The sequence below is a fragment of the Ereboglobus sp. PH5-10 genome (genome assembly GCF_029504735.1).
Classification (GTDB): domain Bacteria; phylum Verrucomicrobiota; class Verrucomicrobiia; order Opitutales; family Opitutaceae; genus Ereboglobus.
In genome coordinates this window covers 24,192-42,369 of record NZ_JAQFIP010000019.1, presented here as the reverse complement: position 1 = coordinate 42,369, position 18,178 = coordinate 24,192, and the positions used below count along the sequence as shown (strand labels likewise).

Here is an 18,178-nt window from a genome sequence, read left to right as displayed (position 1 = left end):
TCCCCCCACACCAAAAAATTATCTCCACCCCACCCCCCACCCCCCCGCGCGGCGGGGGCACTAAACAAACACAAACAGCACGGCGGGGGCGGGGCCCCCCCCCCCCCCCCCCCCCCCCCGCGCCCGGGGGGGGGCCCCCCCCCCGCTCCCGGGGACAACGCCTTCGCCGAGTGGCTCGCCGAAAAAACCGCCGCCGAGCTCGAACACTTCATGGCCAGGCCCGAGGCGCTCGCCTTTGCCGAGCTCATTCCCGCCGACCCGCTCCTTCTTCTTCCCGACCTCGTCGAGAAAGTCCAGGCGCTCGACACCTCCGCCGACGCGCCCGCCGACACCGCGCTCATCTGGACGCTCACCCGCGAAAACCCGCTCCACGAAGCCGGGCAAAACCCCGTGTTCGACGCCGTTGATGCCGCCCTCGCCGCCGCGCAAGCCGTCGCGCCCGGTGCCACGATTCGCTGGGCGGCGATCAGCCGCTTCGCCGCCGAAAGCAAACGCGGCATCATGCAAGAGCTGTTTGTTGGCACGCCGCTCACCCTGTTTGTCGTTCTCGGAATCGCCATCCTTTGCCTGCCGCGCATTCTCGGCGCGCTCAACCTCGCGCCGGTTGTTTTCGGCGCGCTGCTCGGCGCGTGCGTCGCGGTCACGCTGTGCTTCGAGCATGTGCATTTCCTTGTCTTCGTGCTCGGGCTGATGCTCGCGGGCGTCTCGATCGACTACGGATTTTATCTCTACCTGCAGCCGCAAAAAAATCCCGGCGAACCCTACGCCGCAAAAGTCCGCCGCCTGATGAAGCCGCTTCTCGGAAGCGCGCTGACAACCGTGCTCGGATTTTCGCTGCTCCTTTTTTCCGACCTCGCGCTCATCCGGCAGCTCGGCGTTTTTGTGAGCGCGGGGCTGCTCTGCGCGCTCGTCACCGCAGTGCTCTGGTTTGCGCAAATCAAAAACCCCAACATGCAAGCGCGCGCGTTCGCCAGCGCGCAACTCGCGCACACTCCGCGCACGCGCCGCGCCGCCATCGCGCTGCTTTGCGCCGGCGCGCTCGTGGCGCTGCTCGGCCCATGGCGTTTGCACTGGCACGACAGCACGAGGGAACTCCAGCCGCGCCTGCCGCGGCACGCCGACGAGGCCGCCGGCGTGCGCCAACTCTTCGGCGACTCGGCGGCGCGCACCGTTTATCTCACGCGCGGCGAGACAATCGCCGACGCTCGCGACTCGCTCGAAAAGTTCACCGCGTGGCACGGCGCGCAGTTTCCCGACGCCGCCACGGCCTCGCTTGGCTACGCGCTTCCGCTTCGCGCCGATTATGACGCGCTGCCGGCGCGCATCGAAACGCTGCGCGGGTTTCCCGACGCGCTGCGCGCCGCGCTCGAACGGCACGGTTTTGACGCGGCGGAATTCGCGCCGTTTTTTGCGGCGTGGGAGAAATTCTCGTCGTTCGAACGCGAGGGCGCGCGCAAGGCGCGCCCCTACGACGACGTTGTCGCCAATCTCTCCTCGTCGCTTCACGGGCAAACCGCGCTCCTCATGGCCGACACGCCCGGCGCGAGTTTTTTGCTCACCGTGGCCGACCATCCCGCGCCCGCCGACGATCCGCCCGCCGCGCTCGCCACCACGAGCCTCAACCAGCTCGAGTCGCTCAACAAACTCTTCGCGCGCTACCGGCTCTCCGCGCTGCGCCTCAGCGTCATCGGTCTCGTGCTCGTGGGCTTGAGCATGTGGGCGATTTACGGCGTGAGGCGCGGCACGCTCATTTTTACCACGCCGGTTTTTTCGTGCTTCTTCACCTTCGGCGTGCTCGGGCTGTGCGGCGTGACGCTGAACCTCTTTCATTTGCTGGGCGCGTTTCTCGGCGTCTGCCTCAGCCACAACTACGCCATTTTCACCGCCGAAAACGACGCGCGCAAGGAACGCCCGCCGCCCTCGATCCGCCTTTCCGCGTTCAGCACAGCGGGCTCGTTCGGCGTGCTCGCGTGCAGCGGCATCCCCGTCGTGTCCGCGCTCGGCGTCACCGTCGCGCTCATCGTGCTCTCCGCGCTCGCGATCGTTGAGTTGAAGCGCGCCGCAAAATCCGAACAACTGCAGCAAACGTAATCGAACTTTATGGAAACAAACCGTCCGCAGGGCGCCGCGCAGCCGCGCGTGTTGCTCGTCAACCTCAACACCTACGACCAGCCGTATCCCGTTTATCCGCTCGGGCTCGCCTACATCGACGGCGCGCTGCGCAAGGCGGGCTACGAGACGCGCCTTTGGGATTCGCGCACCAGCAGCGAGCCCGTCGATCAGTGCGCAGCGAAGATGAAACCCGACTATGTCGCGCTTTCGCTTCGCAACATCGACAACGCGCAAAGCCACAATCCGCTTTCCTTCGTGCGCAACCTCTCCGATTGCTGCTCGGTGTTGCGCAAGGTCACCACCGCGCCGCTCATCGTCGGAGGCAGCGCGTTTTCGCTTTTCCCGACCGAGCTCCTCGAGCTCACCGGCGCGGATTACGGCGTGCGCGGCGAGGGCGAGGCGCCGCTTGTCGAACTCCTTTCCGCGCTTCGCGACGGCCGCGCGCCCTCCGAAATCCCCGGAGTCGCGTGGAATGAATCCCCGCGCGACTCCCGTTGCAATGAATGCGCCGCCATGCAGGCCGGTTTCACCGCCGAGCCCGCGCACGATCCCGGCATCATCAGCGCCTATGTTTCCACCGGCTCGATCATCGGCGTGCAAACGCAGCGCGGCTGTCCGCTCAAGTGCTGCTACTGCGCCTATCCGCACATCGAGGGTCGCCGCAGCCGCTTCCGCACCGGCGCGCAAGTGGTCGAGGAGATGGCGCGCCTGCGCGCGCTTGGCGTGCGTTACACCTTTATCGTCGATTCCGTTTTCAACACCAGCGAGAGGCATATTGTCGATGTGTGCGAAGCCTTGATCGCCGCCAAGCTCGACATGGAGTGGGAATGTTTCCTGAGCCCGCGCGGACTCACGCGCGAACACCTGAAACTCATGAAACGCGCCGGCTTGAAGGACGTCGAGTTCGGCTCTGACAGCTTCAGCGACCCCGTGCTCGCGGCCTATGGAAAATCGTTCACTTTCGACGACATCCGGAGGGTGAGTGATGACGCGCAGGCCCTCGACATCAATTACAGCCATTATCTGATTTTCGGGGGGCCGGGGGAAACGCCCGGGAGCATTGAGGAAACCCTTGCCCGGGCCGCGGAAATGCCGCGCGCCTTCTTTTTCGCGACGCTTGGCATGCGCATTTATCCCGGCACGCGTCTTTGGGAAAAGCACGGTCCGCCCGCCACGGGCGAAACGCGCGAGGCTTTTCTCGCCACGCCGCGTTTTCACATTGAGCCGCCGCTTACCGTGCAAGGCATGTATGAGCGCTTGCGCGCCTTTCGCGAAACCGCGCCCAACTGGGTCGTGGGCGACCCGCCGCCGGCATTCGTGGCGACGATGAAAAAGCTCCGCGATCGCGGTCTCAGCGGTCCGCTCTGGGAATACATCGAATTGCTCCAGCGCTACCAGACACACGAGACACAAGGGTGACGTGGCGTTTGGCAGGGCGAACCCTGCCTGGTGAGCCGTAACTCGTAAGATGCGCCTTTCGTGAGCGTGAATTGTTTGTTCATTTGTCGCACGCCTTTGGCGTGCGGGAAACATAAAGCAAGCCAGCGCTTATGAGGGTGAGTCGTAACATTATCGGCTCACCCGGCGGGGTTTGCCCTGCCTTAAAATGCGACAGGGCAAATCAAGCCCGCGCTAACTTTCCACGCGCACTTCCTTGATGATTGCGTGCCCGGCGCCGTTGGTGGCGGCGATGTCGATGCGCACGGCTTTTGCAGTCACCGAATCGAAGGTGTGGACGCGGAGGTTTTGGTAATTGTTGCTCACCTCGGCGAGCGCGCGCTCGGAGCCGTCGGGAAGAATCGCGGTGATCGTGTAGTCGCGGACCAGTTCCGGCTGCACGCCCACGACCATGGTCTTGATCACGGATTGCTGGCCGGTTTGCGTGAGGCGTCTTTTGCCGCCGTCGAAGGCGAGGCGCACTTGGGAGATTCGCACGGGCGCGTCCCATTCCAGCTTGAGCCACGGTTTGGCGTCGGCGGTTGCGAGCCAGCGATTGTTGTTTGTTTTCGGACTGTCGAGCAGGGTTCCCGAAACCACGTTTTCGGGTTTCGATTCGAGCGCCGATTCCGAGGCGGTGACTTTCGCCTTCGGCGCGAGGTCGCGCGGGTCCTCGTTTTTGATGTCGAGGATGGTTTGGTTGTCGCGCAGGAGTTCCTGCTGAAGGCGTTTCACCATGGTTTTGTCGGCGCGCAGGCGGGCGGGCAAAATATTCGCGTCGAGACACATCGCGGCGGCGGTGCCCACGGCCTGGCCGATGGCGGCGCAGGTGGACATGACGCGCGTGGACGAGAAGGCCACGTGCGACGCGCTGATGTTGCGGCCCGCCATCATGAGGTTCGTGATTTTTTTCGAGTAGAGGCAGCCGAAGGGAATGTTGTAGTAGGGTTGTTTGCCGTGGATTTGACGGCAGCCGCGGCGGTCAGACGCCCAGAAGCCCTCGGCGGGATGGTCGTCCATGGGCCAGCCGCCGACGGCGATGGCGTCGTCGAATTGTTTCCAGCCGCCCTCGATGTCGAGCTGCGTCATCACGTGGTCGCCGACGAGCCGGTAGGTGTCGCGGCGACCGGGAACCATGCCGATGGTTTCGAGCACGCGGTTTGCGGCGTTGGGGAACTTGCCGCTGTTTTTCACGTAATCCCAAATGCCCATCACGATTGAGAGGAGTTCGAAGCGCAGTTGTTCATTGTCGCGGATGGCATCGTAAACGCCGCCGAGTTCGATCCACCAATAGCCGTATTCGAGGCTCTTGTCGGAGATGCGGCGGAGCTTGAGGTGCTCGGCGGTGATTTTTTTTGCCCATGTCGGCGGCTGGAACGGCATGGGTTTGTCGTATGCGCGCGATGTGATCATGAGCGTGGAGCCCTGGCGCGTGCCCTCGGGGTCGTAGCCCGAAAGCGATTCGCCAAATGTCTCCTTGGTCTCGCGGCCCGAGAACACCGGCGCGCCGGCTTCCCGTCCGAGCCGGCAGTCGCCCGTGGCATCGACGAAGAGCGCGGCCTCGATCCGGCAGGCGTTGAGCGTGGTGTCGCTGCGCGTCCAGGCGTGGGTGATTTTGTCGCCGCGCGTTTCCACGCGATAAACCGATGTGTCGAGAAGCAACTGGATGTTCGGCTCCGACACGACCTTGTCGTAGAGAATGAAGTCCCACACCTCCCAAGAGAGGCCGGGGTTTTTGCAGGCGTTTTCGAGTTTGAGCTCCTCGATGATGCCGCCCTCGCGCCAGCCGGTTTTGCGCGGATCGACGCCGAGCGGGTGCATTTTGATTTCGGATGAAGCGTTGCCGCCGAGTCGCGAGCGGTCCTGCACGAGAATGACTTTTTTGCCGCGCCGCGCCGCGGCCAGCGCGGTTGCGATTCCGGAAAGCCCGCCGCCGGCGACAAGCACGTCGCACTTGAGATCGAGCTGGCGCATCAACGGCTCGTCCGCGAGCGCCTTGTAGGATGCGTGGGCGCCGCCCTTGACGAGCGGCGGGAGTTTCGCGCTTTTGCCGCCGGACGCGGGTGTTGGCGCGGGCGCGCCGCCGCTTGCGGATGCCGCCGCGAGGGTTGCCGCGCAGAGTGTTTGCGGCGCGGTCACGGCAATCGTGCAGCCGATCGCGGAAACGGCCGATTGGGTTAGAAATTTTCTTCTGCTGATTTGGTTGGGTTTCATGAGGGGAAAGGGGAGGGTGTGAAGAGGGAATGTATTGGGGCGGTGAGTTGAGCGCGGCAAACAATTACTGGGCGGCGGATGAAAAAAGCCGCGGTTTTTATTGTTCCCCACGGGGGCTTGCAGACTCGACGCCAGGCGGTCGAATGGCAAGCTCGCCAGTCCCGCCGCCGGTTCCGGGCGGCGGTTTCTATTTCTCTGCCTGCATTTCGCGGAGGATCGACGTGATGTAGGGGAGGAGTTGTTTTTTGCGGCTGACGATTTCCGCGAGCTCGAAGATTTCGTTTTTCTCAAGGTGCGGGTAGGAAATGCGGCTGATGAGATCCTTGTCGCCGCGGACGAGCAGCAGCGAGTTTTGCGAGTTGATGTCGGTCACAAGCAGGCAGGCAAAGTCGAGGCGCTCGGTTTTGATCAATTCGCCGAGCGCGAGGGAAAGCTCCTTGGCGTGCTTCCAGAAGTTGGCGAAGCCGAGCTCCTCGACTTGCGAGACGGCAAAGTGGCTTCCGTTTTCCTCGTAGATTTTCAGGTCGGCGCGGATCACCGATTCGGGGGTGTTGGCGAGGATGACGGAGCCGGAGCTGAAAATCTCATCGGCAAGCGCGCGCGAATCCACGCCCGCGATTTCGGAAAGCCAGGCGAGCAGCTCGGTGTCCTTGGGCGTGGTGGTGGGGCTGTTGAGATGGAGTGTGTCGGTGATGATGCCGCTCATCATGAGCCCGGCGATGTCGGGCGCGGGGCGGAGGTTGTCGCGGCGGAAGAGGTCGGCGATGATTGTGCAGGTGGAGCCGACGGGTTCGTTTATGAAGAGGATGGGTTGTTGCGTGTTGAGCGGGCCGAGCCGGTGGTGGTCGATGATCTCGGTGATGGTGACTTCGTGCGCGCCGGGGACCGCCTGGTTCATTTCGTTGTGGTCAACGAGCACGAGGCGCGTTTGCACGGGTTTGATGACGTCGGATTTGGAGATGATTCCCTGAAGGCGTCCGTCCTCGCCCGTGACGAGATAGGCGGGGATGTTCGAGGAGGCCACGCGGCGGCGCAGTTCGCCGAGGGGCAGTTCGGCGGAGATCGAGGCGAATTTGCGGTCGAGGAGCGGTTCGATGGTGCCGGCGGTGCGCACGACCCACGCGGTGGTTGCGGAATCGTAGGGGCTGCTGATGACGCTGACACCGGCGGCCCTGGCTTGCTCGACCACCTCGGTGTCGATGGGGAGGTTGCCCGTCACGATGAGCGCGCGGACTCCGAACTGGATGGAGCGTTGCTGGATGTCCCAGCGGTCGCCGACGATGATGATTGTTTTGTTGATGGGGATGCTGCCGCTTTCGGTTTGCTTGCCGAAGGAGCGTATGTCCATGGCGCCGATGCGCACGTAGAGATCCTCGGTGCGGTCGGGGTCGTGCAGGTGGAGGATGTTGGCGTTGAGGGCGCGGGTGACGTGGGCGAGGGTGGTTTCGACCTTGCGCATGTCGCGCGGCGCGCGCAGGCGCGGGGTGAAGTAGCCGCCGAGTTGGAAAATGGAGATTGTGCCGAGCACGCGCTGGTCGCCGGTGGTGACGGGGAGCACGCGCACGTCATGTTCGTCGATCAGCTCGAGGGCCTCGGCGCAGGTGGCGGTTTCGGGAAGCGAAATGACGTCGCGCACCATGACGTCGTGCACGCGCGGGGTGACGTCGCTCAGGTAGAGGGGCAGGGGTGTGCCGAACTTGCGCAGGACGGTGTCGATGCGGGCGTTGGAATTGCCGCAGCGGGCGGGGATGTAGCCGTGTTCGCCGCGCGCCTTTTTGTAGGCGGCGTAGGCGATGGCGGAGCAAATGGCGTCGGTGTCGGGGTTGCGATGGCCGATGACGTAGGTTGCCGCGGGGGCGGAGTTGTCGGAAGACGGAGGCATTGAGCGGGTGTGTGATTGGAAGATTTGTCCCTGACTGTGCGGACAATGTGCGGGCCGATTGGCCGAAAATCAATAATTCTGGCGCGCCGTGGCGGCAATCGGGATTTTTTTACCGCGATCATGACGGTCTTGGTAGACCAAGGGCGCGGGGTTTTTTGAAAACTGAGACGGCCGCGTTCAAAATTTTACGCAAAAAACGCAAAAATAATGTGCCGAACAAACGGAAATCGAGGCTTCGCATACCCGCGTTTTTCTATCTAATCGGCGGCTTTCCATAATTCCAACCTATGCAACAAGCTCCCCTCTCAGCTCATCAACGGGTCGTAGTCACCGGTCTCGGCGCAATTACGTCGATCGGCCATGACGTGGATACGTTCTGGAATAACTTGCTCGCGGGCAAATGCGGCATCGACCGCATCACGCAGTTCGACGCGACGAATTACACCACGCAAATCGCGTCTGAAGTGCGCGATTGGAATATTGAGGACCACTGGGATCCCAAGGAGGCGCGCCGCAACGACCGCTACACGCATTTCGGCATTGTTGCCGCGAAACAGGCGTTTGCCGACGCCAAGCTCGACATGTCAAAGGAGGACCCCGACCGTGTCGGCGTGCTCATAGGCTCGGGCATCGGCGGCATGGCCACGCACGAGACGCAAATGGAGCGCCTCCTCAAACTGGGCCCGCGCAAGGTCTCCCCCTTTACGATTCCCTCGCTTATCAGCAACATGTGCAGCGGATTGTTCGCCATCGAAATCGGCGCGCGCGGCCCGAACTTTGGCATCGTTTCGGCCTGCGCCACGGGCACGCACAGCCTCGGCGAGGCCATGCACATGATTCGCCGCGGCGACGCGGAAGTCATGATCGCCGGCGGCGCCGAAGCCACGATCACACCCTTCTCGTGCGCGGCCTTCTGCTCTATGAAGGCCATGAGCACGCGCAACGACGACCCGTTGCACGCCAGCCGTCCCTTCGACGCCGGACGCGACGGCTTCGTGATGGGCGAGGGCGCGGGCGTGCTCGTCCTCGAATCGCTCGCCCACGCGCAGGCTCGCGGCGCGCACATTTATTGCGAACTCGTGGGCTACGCGGCCACATGCGACGCGCATCACATCACCATGCCCGATCCCGAGGGCAAGGGGCTCTCGATGGCCATGAAGCGCGCGCTCGCCTGCGCCGACATCGGGCTCGACCAAGTCGATTACATCAACGCGCACGGCACCTCCACGCCCTACAACGACAAATTTGAGACGCTCGCCATCAAGAAAGTCTTCGGCGACCATGCGCGCAAACTCGCGATTAGCTCGACCAAGTCGATGACCGGGCACCTCCTCGGCGCCGCCGGCGGCATCGAGGCGGTGGTTGTGGTCAAGACGATCCAGACCGGCCAGATCGCGCCCACGATCAACCTCACCACGCCCGACCCCGAGTGCGACCTCGACTACGTGCCGAACGCCAAGCGCGCCGCCACCGTGAAAATCGCCATGAGCAACAACCTCGGTTTCGGCGGCCAAAACGCCTCCGCGGTTTTCAAGGCGCTGTAAGGGCGGGATTATAATATTCAAACAATTCGCCCCCGGATGTGTTGATTCGGGGGCGATTTTTTTGCCCAAACCTTGGGCCGTTTCCCCGGGAAAAGGTTCGATTCTGTAACTGCCTTGGATAGGGCGGGCGCGCCGAGAAATACGAGAGGCGACCGTCCTACCCAGGACGTCCTCGTTTTATTAACTGGTCCAACTCGCGCGACGCATAGCGCGTGCTGTGTCGCGCAAACTCACAGCCGCGCTTTCACCGTGCGGCGATCCTGGTCGAGGCGACGGGCGGTTTCCTCGATGTTGCGCCCCGATTGCGCGTGGACTTGGCGCGTGTAGCGGCGCAGGAGGTCCTCGGCGGTGAGGCTGCCGTTTGCGAGCAGCGCGTTCCAGTCGCCGGTGTCGCCGCCGGACGCGTGCAGCGACGCGGGATGGTATTCGCCGCGCACGAGGAGGTTTCGCATGCACTGTTCGAGTTCGCGGAAATTGCCGGGCCACGCGTAGGCGGCGCCGAGGTGCTTGCGTATCCACGCGACCGACTCGCGTGCGAAGGCGGGCGCCTCGCCGTCGCCGAGCAACTGGCGCGCGATGTGCGCGGCGAGTGTTTCGAGCTCGGCGGGCGCGTCGTCGAGTTGCTCGCGCAGGGAGGGCGTGCGCACGACGTCGGAGCAGAGGCGGTAATAAAAATCCTCGCGAAAACGTCCGCCGCGGATTTCGGCGGGGAGGTCGCGATGCGTGGCGGCGATGATTTTTCCCTGAAAGGTGCGCGTGCCGGTGTCGCCGAGGCGCTGGAAGGCGCGCGACTGGAGCGTGCGCAGGAGTTTTACCTGGATGGCGGTGTCAACATCGCCGATTTCGTCGAGAAACACGGCTCCGTTTGCGGGGCAGATTTCAAGCCAGCCGGCGCGGTCGGCGAGCGCTCCGGTGAACGCGCCGCGACGGTGGCCGAAGAGTTCTGACTCGATGAGGGTGGGGGAGAGCGCGGAGAGGTTGAGCGGGAAAAACGCGCCCGTGTAGTCGTCGGCAAATTCGCCGCGCCGCGCGTCGAAGGGGATGTAGCGCGAGAGGCCGATGGCGCGCGCGACGAGCTCCTTGCCGGTGCCGGAGGGGCCGGTGATGAGCGTGGCGTAATCGTGCATGCGCGAGTAGAGCGCGCGGCGGTAGCGCCCGATGTCGCGCGTGAAAATGGACTCCCATATTTGCGCGCGCAGGCGCACCATCGGCCTCGAGCCGCCCGCGAGCGCGCGGTGGATGTGGTGAAAAGCGCGGCGCAATTGAAACGCATACGCGAACAGGTGCGGCGCGGGTTCCTCGTCGAGAATCGCGATGCCGGGCAGGCGGAGCAGGCGTTCGAGCGTGTTGCGAAACGCGCCGTAGAAATTGGGGCGGATGGTCAGCTTGCTCTCCGGCGCGGTTTCGGCGCGGGAGGTTTCCTGCTTGCTTGCGGCGGCGCGGCGGCGTTCCTCGGATTCCTGGATGAGCGCGTCAAACTGGAGCGCGTAGGCGTGGTAGAGCCAGAAGCTCGCGACGTCGATGTAGGCGACCATTTCCTCGCGCGTGATGCCGCGCCCGTCCTTCGGCCAGCGGGCGCGGATTTTTTCGGCGAGCGTCTCGGAGCGCTTGAGGAGCGCGACGATGTTCGGATGCGTCAGCGCGTTGTCGTCGGATATGTGCTCGTTCCAGGCGGCGCCCGATTCGGTGAACGCGGACCCCAGGGCCTCGCGCTCCAATTGCACGCGCTCCGGCAGAAAATGATTCGACGCGCTGATGCGCCCCACGGCTTGGGCGAAGCGCAATTCATCGGGGGAGAACAAGCGTTTCATGGGTGTCTGTGTGTGGATGTGTGTGGATTTCAGATTGCGTGGCGTTATTTTGGAGTGCGGTGGCAGAGGGAGCGTTGGCGACCGGCGACACCGCTTTCGAATGGCGGAAAATTTTGCGACATTTCCAAAGCGGTGTCGGCGCTTCGCTCTGCCACCGCACTCCAAAGTGAAGATGAGACAATCGTTCATGGCAAAAAATGTCAATCAATCATCATAAAATGTCTATTTGATAAAATGACGCTTTTATTCATGTATTTATAATCACTTGTAGCATAATGAATTAACAAATTATCAAAAAACTTGGCACGCCATTGGCTAAATGGGGAGGCGTCATGAAAACCACGATCAAAAACCTCTCACTTGCGCGGCCCCTTCGCTGGGCCACGTTCTTAATGGCCATGTTTTCGATGCTCCTGTCGCTGGCCGTCCTCACGGGGACGTTGCGGGCGGCGGGCACGCTGACGCCGCTCGGTTCCGCCGACGCGCCGATTCAGATCCGCGAACATCAGGTCAACGTCACCATCAACAACGGCTTCGCGCAGACCGAGGTGTTGCAGACGTTCTTCAATCCCAACGGCGCCGACCTCGAGGCGATCTACGCGTTTCCCGTTCCGAAGAGCGCGAGCCTTTCCGAGGTCACCATCCAAACCGGCGAGAAGACATTGCACGGCGAGGTGCTCCGCAAGGCCGACGCCGAAAAAATCTACGGCGAGGAAAAGGCCAAGGGCAACGATGCCGGGCTCGCCTCGAAAAACGGCTACCAGAATTACGAGTTTCGCGTGAGCCCCGTGCGCGCCAACGCCGAGGTTCACTTGCGCTTCGTGTATTACCAGTCGCTCGAAATCGACACGGGCGTGGGCCGCTATCTGTATCCGCTCGAGGAGGGCGGCACCGACGACATCGCGAGCTCGTTCTGGCAGCCGGCAAACGCGCAGGTCGAGGGACGCCTTTCGATCAACGTCGAGCTGAAATCCGCCTGGCCCGTCGAGGACTTGCGCTCCCCGGGCAACGAAGCCGCGGCGAATATCCAAAAACTGGATACAGGCCATTGGAAGCTCACGCTCGAGCGCGACCGCGCGCAACTCGCGCAGGACTTCGTGCTCTACTACCGGCTCGCCGCCGACCTTCCCGGACGCGTCGAAGTGATTCCCTACCGCGCGTCAGCGGACAAGCCGGGCACGTTCATGGCCGTCGTCACGCCGGGCCTGGACCTGCAGCCGATCAGCTCGTCGGATTATATTTTTGTGCTCGATATCTCGGGCTCCATGCAGGGGAAAATCGCCACGCTCGCCAACGGCATCGCAAAAGTGCTCGGCCAGATGAATCCCGGCGACCGCTTCCGCATCATCACCTTTAACCAAGGCTCGCGCGAAGTGTTTCCGCTGACGGCGGCCACGCCCGAAAATGTGGCGCGGGCAATCAAGGTCGTGCAATCGCTCCACGCAAACGGCAGCACAAACATTTACTCCGGCCTCAAGCTCGCGCTCGACAGCCTCGACGCGGATCGGGCGACGAGCGTCATACTCGTCACCGACGGCGTGACCAACGAGGGCATTGTTGATCCGAAGAAATTTTACGCGCTGCTCAAGAAAAACGACGTGCGCTTTTTCGGGTTCCTCATGGGCAGCAGCGCGAACTGGCCGCTCATGCGCGTGATGGGCGAGGCGACCGGCGGCTTCTACGCGGGTGTGTCGAACGCCGACGACATTGTGGGGCAAATCCTGCTCGCAAAATCCAAGGTCACCCACGAGTCGCTGCACCACGCCACGTTCAAGTTCAGCGGCGGCGCAACCTCGGGACTCACGGGCGATCTGCCCCAAAAAATCTACCGCGGGCAGCAACTCGTTATCTTTGGCCGCTACAACAAGGCCGGCCCCGCCACGCTCACGCTCAACGCCAAGCTCACCGGCGAGGACAAAACCTACGCGACCAAATTCAACTTCCCCGAGGTTGACACCGACAATCCCGAACTCGAACGCCTCTGGGCGCTCGCGCAAATCGAGCAGATTGAGTTGCTCGAAAACATAGGCCAGATGCCGCCGTCCGAGTCGAAGGACGCCATCGCCGACCTCGGCGTGATGTATCAACTCGTCACCGACCACACCTCGATGGTCGTGCTCGACGACGCCACGCACGCCGCGCGCGGGATCGAGCGTAACAATCAAAAACGCATCGCCCTCGAGCGCGCCGCGCAAAGCGTCCGCGCGCAGCAGTCCGCGAAAAATTACCAGGTGGACGCGCAACAACCCACTTACTCCGCGCCCGCCCCGCATGTCAGTCGCTCGCGTGGTTTCGGCGGCGGCGGTGGCGGTGCGCTGGAGTTCCGCGACGTGGCGCTGATGGCGCTGTTCGCCGGAGTAGTCGCGGCCCTCGCCGGCATGAGGCGCCGGACGGTGAAGCGGCAGAAAGAATAAACGAATATCGCGCCGAACCGTGGGGGCGCACCTTGCGTGCGCCCTCGTGTGCGAAAAACTATTTGCGAACGCAACCGCAGAGCCTGCGCGAACGAGGGCGCACGCAAGGTGCGCCCCCACACCTGCAAATTATTGTTCGTTCACCAATATCATGAAACCACATATTATAATTTTTCGATTTATTATATTAATCGCATTATTGTGCACGGCGATTTGTTTGTCGGGATGCGTTTCCGGAATGATTTTGATGACCAGAAAAAACGAGGCGTCGATTTTTAGCAGGGAGAACGCTGCAAAACTATACATTGAAAAACATCTCGGAAAACCCGTGTCTGTTTTAAAATACGAACAATCGATCACCATCGATGATGTTCGGACAATTAACTCGGATGTGCTTTCCACCGCTCATGAGTATTCCGGCACGCTTATTGCCGGAAGAGATGACAAATGCATATATCGCGAACTGTTTTTGAATGGCTGGTATTTTCAAGGCGAGCCAGGCAGTCCCCCAAAGGGCGCGCCTATTGTGGAATGTGTGACTTATGCATACAGGGGGCGCATAATCCCCAAAGGCATGATTCATGAGCGTATGGAAATGTGGGGATATTCATTCATGCTCAGCGAGATTGTAACGACTCCGGCAGCTCTCGTAACCGTCACCACTGGCTGGCGAATTAATAATATATTCAAAGTGTATTACGACGGGAGCGGGCACGCTTGGGCTTACACTTGGGACATTGTGAAATAAACAATCGAATGAAACGCCTTCCATTCATTACTCTTTCCCTCGCAGTCTTCGCGCTGATCGTCGGCGCGCTGCCGTCGTTCACGAGTGCGTTCGAGTTCACACGCGAATCCTTCGCGCGCGGCGAAATCTGGCGCGTGCTAACCGCGCATCTGACACATTTCGACGCGGCGCATTTGCGTTGGGATGTGTTTGCGCTGCTGCTCCTCGGCTCAATGGCGGAGTTGAAGTCGCGACGCGACTGGCTTGTGGCACTCGCGGTGTCCGCGCCGCTGATCACGCTGGCCGTTTGGATTCTCCAGCCGCATTTCGAGACGTATCGCGGTTTGTCGGGGCTTGATTGCGCGGCCTACGGCGTCGTGGCGGGGCATTTGTTGCGCGACGGCTGGCGCGAGCGTCACGCGCCCACGCTCGCGCTTGGCGTGCTTGCGTGCGGCGGCGCGCTTGCGAAGTGCGGTTACGAGCTGATCACCGGCAATCCGTTTTTTGTCGGCGAGACGGACGCGTTTGCGCCCGTGCCGCTGGCGCATTTGGTTGGTGCCTCAATTGGTGTGCTGACTGTGTTCGTGCGCGGTTTTGTCAGCGAGATGTGCACTGGATGCACGAATACTTCCGGTGGCGTGGCTGGTAGCGTGAGCACTGGATTGGCCCAGTAGGACTAAGCTATGGCCACCTTTGGGTGGGTTGTGTGATGGGGTTGACTCGCGTGTATTTGGAGGCCAGGCGCAAAGCGCCGCCCTTCCAAATATAATTTATCTATTGTAGATAAACATATTAGGCAATTTAAAGGACGTTTGAGGTTGGTAAATTATTGTGAATACAGCCCTCTTCTTAGAATGATTCTAAGTTTTTGTTGCATTTTAGACGCATTCTAATTTCATCCCGAAGATCAGAAATTCAGAAATCCTTACCATCTTCAATGGCTCACACGACGACACATCATTCTGACGACCTCGCGCAACGCCTCGCGGACAGCGGTTTGCGCAACACCCCGCAGCGTGAACTCGTTTACCAGAGCATTCTCGCCCGCCGCGACCATCCGACCGCCGAGGAGATTTTCGCGCGCGTCAAGGCCGAGATGCCCACCATCTCGCTCGCCACCGTTTACAACTGCCTCGAAACGCTCATCGAGTGCCGCCTCGTGCGCGCCGTGCATTTCGAGCGCGCCTCGACCCGCTACTGCCCGAACCTCGTCCCGCACGCGCATTTTCACGACAGCAAAACCGGCGTCACGCACGACATCGACCTGCCGGAGGAACTCCTCGCCGCCCTCAAAAAACTCCTCCCCGAAGGCTACACCGCCGACATGATCGACATCACCTACCACGGACGCGGGGCGGAAAAGCCTGAAAAACTAAAGGACTGAAAGGCTGAAAACAGAAACCAAACGCTTACACTCGCCACTTTTCCCACCATCACAACTCCGACCTTTAGCCTTCAGGCGTTCAGGTCTTCAGAACTTCACATCATGCACACGCTCGAAATCCGCGACCTCGTTGTCGCCCTCACTGAAACACCCGACAAGCCCATCGTCAAAGGCGTCAGCCTCACGATCAAATCCGGCGAAGTCCACGCCATCATGGGGCCCAACGGCACCGGCAAATCCACGCTCTCCAAGGCCGTCGCCGGCCATCCCGATTACACGATCACCGGCGGCGACGTCCTCCTCGACGGCAACTCCATCCTCGAAATGGAGCCCGACGAACGCGCCCGCGCGGGCATCTTCCTCGCGTTCCAGTATCCGAGCGAAGTCCCCGGCGTTTCCATTGCCAACTTCCTCCGCGCCGCGCTCCAGGCCCGTCTCGGCGAGGGCGAGGACCTCGACGCCGTCGGCTATTACAAAAGCCTCTACGCGAAAATGGACATGCTCAAAATCGACCGCAAGTTCACCTCGCGCGCCGTCAACGAAGGCTTCTCCGGCGGCGAAAAAAAGCGCTGCGAAATCCTCCAGATGGCCATGCTCGAGCCCGCCTTCGCGCTCATGGACGAAACCGATTCCGGCCTCGACATCGACGCGCTGAAAATCGTCGCCGAGGGCGTCAACCAGCTCCGCGGCCCCAAGCTCGGCGTCCTCCTTATCACGCACTACCAGCGCCTCCTCAACCACATCGTCCCCGACCACGTGCACGTCATGTATGACGGCCGCATCGTGAAGAGCGGCGACAAAACCCTCGCCCTCGAACTCGAGGAAAAAGGCTACGACTGGCTCAAGACGGAAACCGCCCCGGCGGTTTCCTAATGTGGAATGAATAATGTATAATGTAGAATCAGGCGACGAAAGCGCGCGCTCATTATACATTCTACATTCATCATTATACATTAGCTGCGCATTACCAAATAACACCTAATCACACTTTTCACATGCAACCGTTAGAACAACCAACCGCTCCCGATGCACAAGAAGCGGCGCAAGCCGCCGCGATTGGCATCGACCAGTCCGCGGGCGATTTTTCGTATGACATCAAATACGATTACGACGCGGGCAACGGCCTCACGGAAAACACCGTCCGCTACATCAGCGCCGTCAAAAAAGAGGCGCCCTGGATTCTCGATTTCCGCCTCAACGCGCTCAAAACATTTCTCGCCAAACCGCTTCCCACGCACTGGGCCACGCGCGATCTCGAAAACATCGACTTCGAAAAAATCCGCTACTACCTCGCGCAAGGCCAGAAGCCCAAGCGCACTTGGGACGAGGTGCCCGAGGACATCAAAAAAACCTTCGAACGCCTCGGCATTCCCGAGCAGGAACGCAAATACCTCGCCGGCGTCGAGGCGCAATTCGACTCCGAGGCCGCCTACTCCAACGTGAAGGAAATCGTCGCCAAGCAGGGCGTCATCTTCATGAACTCCACCGAGGCGCTCCGCGAGCACCCGGAGATTTTCCGCAAATGGTTCGGCAAAGTCATCCCGACCAGCGACAACAAATTCTCCGCGCTCAACAGCGCCGTGTTTTCCGGCGGCTCGTTCATCTACGTCCCGCCCGGCGTCAAGGTCGCGCAACCGCTCCAAGCCTACTTCCGCATCAACGCGGAAAACTTCGGCCAGTTCGAGCGCACGCTCATCATCTGCGACGAAGGCTCCGAAGTCACCTACATGGAAGGCTGCACCGCGCCGAAGTTCAGCACCGCCACGCTGCACTCCGCCGTCGTCGAACTCGTCGCCCTCAAGGGCGCGAAAATCCAATACATCACCGTCCAAAACTGGGCGTCCAACGTCTACAACCTCGTCACCAAGCGCGGACTCGCGCAGGAGGACGCCGAAATCAAATGGATCGACTGCAACATCGGCAGCCGCCTCACCATGAAATATCCCGGCGTCGTCCTCAAGGGCCGCCGCGCCCGCGGCGAAGTCATCTCCATCGCCCTCGCCAACGACGGACAGCACCAGGACACCGGCGCGAAAATGATCCACGCCGCCGACGAAACCACCTCGACCATCGTGTCGAAATCCATCTCCGTCGGCCAGGGCCGCGCCACCTATCGCGGCCAGGTTTACATCCCGAAGCACTTGAAAGGTTGCAAAAATAACACCGAGTGCGACGCCCTCCTCATCAACACCAACAGCCGCACCGACACCTATCCCGCGATCACCGTGCGCGGCGACAAGCACGCCACGCAACACGAAGCCAGCGTCTCGAAAGTCAGCGAGGAAATGATCTTCTACATGCAGCAACGCGGCCTCACCGAGGCGCAGGCGATGAGCCTCGCCGTCAACGGATTCATCAACGACCTCGCGAACCAGTTCCCGATGGAATACTCCGTCGAACTCAAGCGCCTCATCGAACTCGAAATGGAAGGCTCCGTCGGCTGAGGCCGCGCTTCACGCGACCTCAACCTAATGAAGAATGAAAAATGAATAATGTAGAATGAGACAGAAGCAGCCACTCACCGAAAGCACGCTTGCGCAAGGAGCGGCGACTTTCTAGCCGCCGGACGCGACACAGTCGCGCCCCATTCTCCATTTTTCATTATTCATTCTCCATTAGCTGCGCCTCACCAAATAACGACCAACCACATTTT

12 protein-coding genes are annotated in these 18,178 nt (G+C 61.4%); 9 read left to right on the top strand and 3 right to left on the bottom strand.

The window, feature by feature from the left end:
• The first annotated feature begins 210 nt into the window (after positions 1 to 210).
• Both M2447_RS12310 and M2447_RS12305 read left to right on the top strand, forming a co-directional pair.
• Positions 211 to 2,091 (top strand): MMPL family transporter, encoded by a 1,881-nt coding sequence (locus tag M2447_RS12310; protein WP_277558852.1) that lies wholly within the window; start codon positions 211 to 213, stop codon positions 2,089 to 2,091.
• A 9-nt stretch (positions 2,092 to 2,100) separates the two neighbouring features.
• Complete coding sequence (locus M2447_RS12305) at positions 2,101 to 3,531, top strand: lipid biosynthesis B12-binding/radical SAM protein (protein ID WP_277558851.1); 1,431 nt, start codon at positions 2,101 to 2,103, stop codon at positions 3,529 to 3,531.
• A gap of 213 nt (positions 3,532 to 3,744) precedes the next feature.
• Here M2447_RS12305 and M2447_RS12300 read toward each other — a convergent pair whose 3' ends face one another.
• The gene (locus M2447_RS12300; protein WP_277558850.1) at positions 3,745 to 5,763 is read right to left on the bottom strand and encodes an FAD-dependent oxidoreductase; all 2,019 of its coding nucleotides are present in this window, start codon (positions 5,761 to 5,763) and stop codon (positions 3,745 to 3,747) included.
• Positions 5,764 to 5,950: 187 nt separating this feature from the next.
• Positions 5,951 to 7,645 carry a putative manganese-dependent inorganic diphosphatase gene (locus M2447_RS12295; RefSeq protein WP_277558849.1) on the bottom strand — a complete coding sequence of 565 codons (1,695 nt, stop codon included), beginning with the start codon at positions 7,643 to 7,645 and terminating at the stop codon, positions 5,951 to 5,953.
• A 287-nt stretch (positions 7,646 to 7,932) separates the two neighbouring features.
• On the opposite strand from M2447_RS12295, the gene fabF reads away from it, so the two are divergent.
• Positions 7,933 to 9,189, top strand: coding sequence for a beta-ketoacyl-ACP synthase II (gene fabF, locus M2447_RS12290; protein ID WP_277558848.1), 1,257 nt, complete (start codon positions 7,933 to 7,935; stop codon positions 9,187 to 9,189).
• 230 nt (positions 9,190 to 9,419) lie between these two features.
• On the opposite strand, the gene M2447_RS12285 is transcribed toward fabF, so the two are convergent.
• Complete coding sequence (locus M2447_RS12285) at positions 9,420 to 11,000, bottom strand: sigma 54-interacting transcriptional regulator (RefSeq protein ID WP_277558847.1); 1,581 nt, start codon at positions 10,998 to 11,000, stop codon at positions 9,420 to 9,422.
• Between the two features lie 332 nt (positions 11,001 to 11,332).
• Between M2447_RS12285 and M2447_RS12280 the strand changes: the two genes are divergently transcribed.
• The 6 genes from M2447_RS12280 (at position 11,333) to sufB (ending at position 17,969) form a co-directional block, all read left to right on the top strand.
• Positions 11,333 to 13,414, top strand: a complete 2,082-nt coding sequence (locus tag M2447_RS12280; protein ID WP_277558846.1) for a VIT and VWA domain-containing protein — start codon at positions 11,333 to 11,335, stop codon at positions 13,412 to 13,414.
• A 151-nt stretch (positions 13,415 to 13,565) separates the two neighbouring features.
• Positions 13,566 to 14,162 carry a hypothetical protein gene (locus M2447_RS12275; RefSeq protein WP_277558845.1) on the top strand — a complete coding sequence of 199 codons (597 nt, stop codon included), beginning with the start codon at positions 13,566 to 13,568 and terminating at the stop codon, positions 14,160 to 14,162.
• 8 nt (positions 14,163 to 14,170) lie between these two features.
• Positions 14,171 to 14,815 (top strand): rhombosortase, encoded by a 645-nt coding sequence (gene rrtA / locus M2447_RS12270; RefSeq protein ID WP_277558844.1) that lies wholly within the window; start codon positions 14,171 to 14,173, stop codon positions 14,813 to 14,815.
• Between the two features lie 263 nt (positions 14,816 to 15,078).
• A complete protein-coding gene (locus M2447_RS12265) occupies positions 15,079 to 15,525 on the top strand; it encodes a transcriptional repressor (RefSeq protein ID WP_277558843.1) in 447 nt (148 codons plus the stop codon).
• A 102-nt stretch (positions 15,526 to 15,627) separates the two neighbouring features.
• Positions 15,628 to 16,398, top strand: coding sequence for a Fe-S cluster assembly ATPase SufC (gene sufC, locus M2447_RS12260; protein WP_277558842.1), 771 nt, complete (start codon positions 15,628 to 15,630; stop codon positions 16,396 to 16,398).
• Between the two features lie 122 nt (positions 16,399 to 16,520).
• Positions 16,521 to 17,969: a Fe-S cluster assembly protein SufB gene (gene sufB / locus M2447_RS12255; RefSeq protein ID WP_277558841.1), complete on the top strand. Its 1,449-nt coding sequence runs from the start codon at positions 16,521 to 16,523 to the stop codon at positions 17,967 to 17,969.
• Positions 17,970 to 18,178 lie beyond the last annotated feature (209 nt).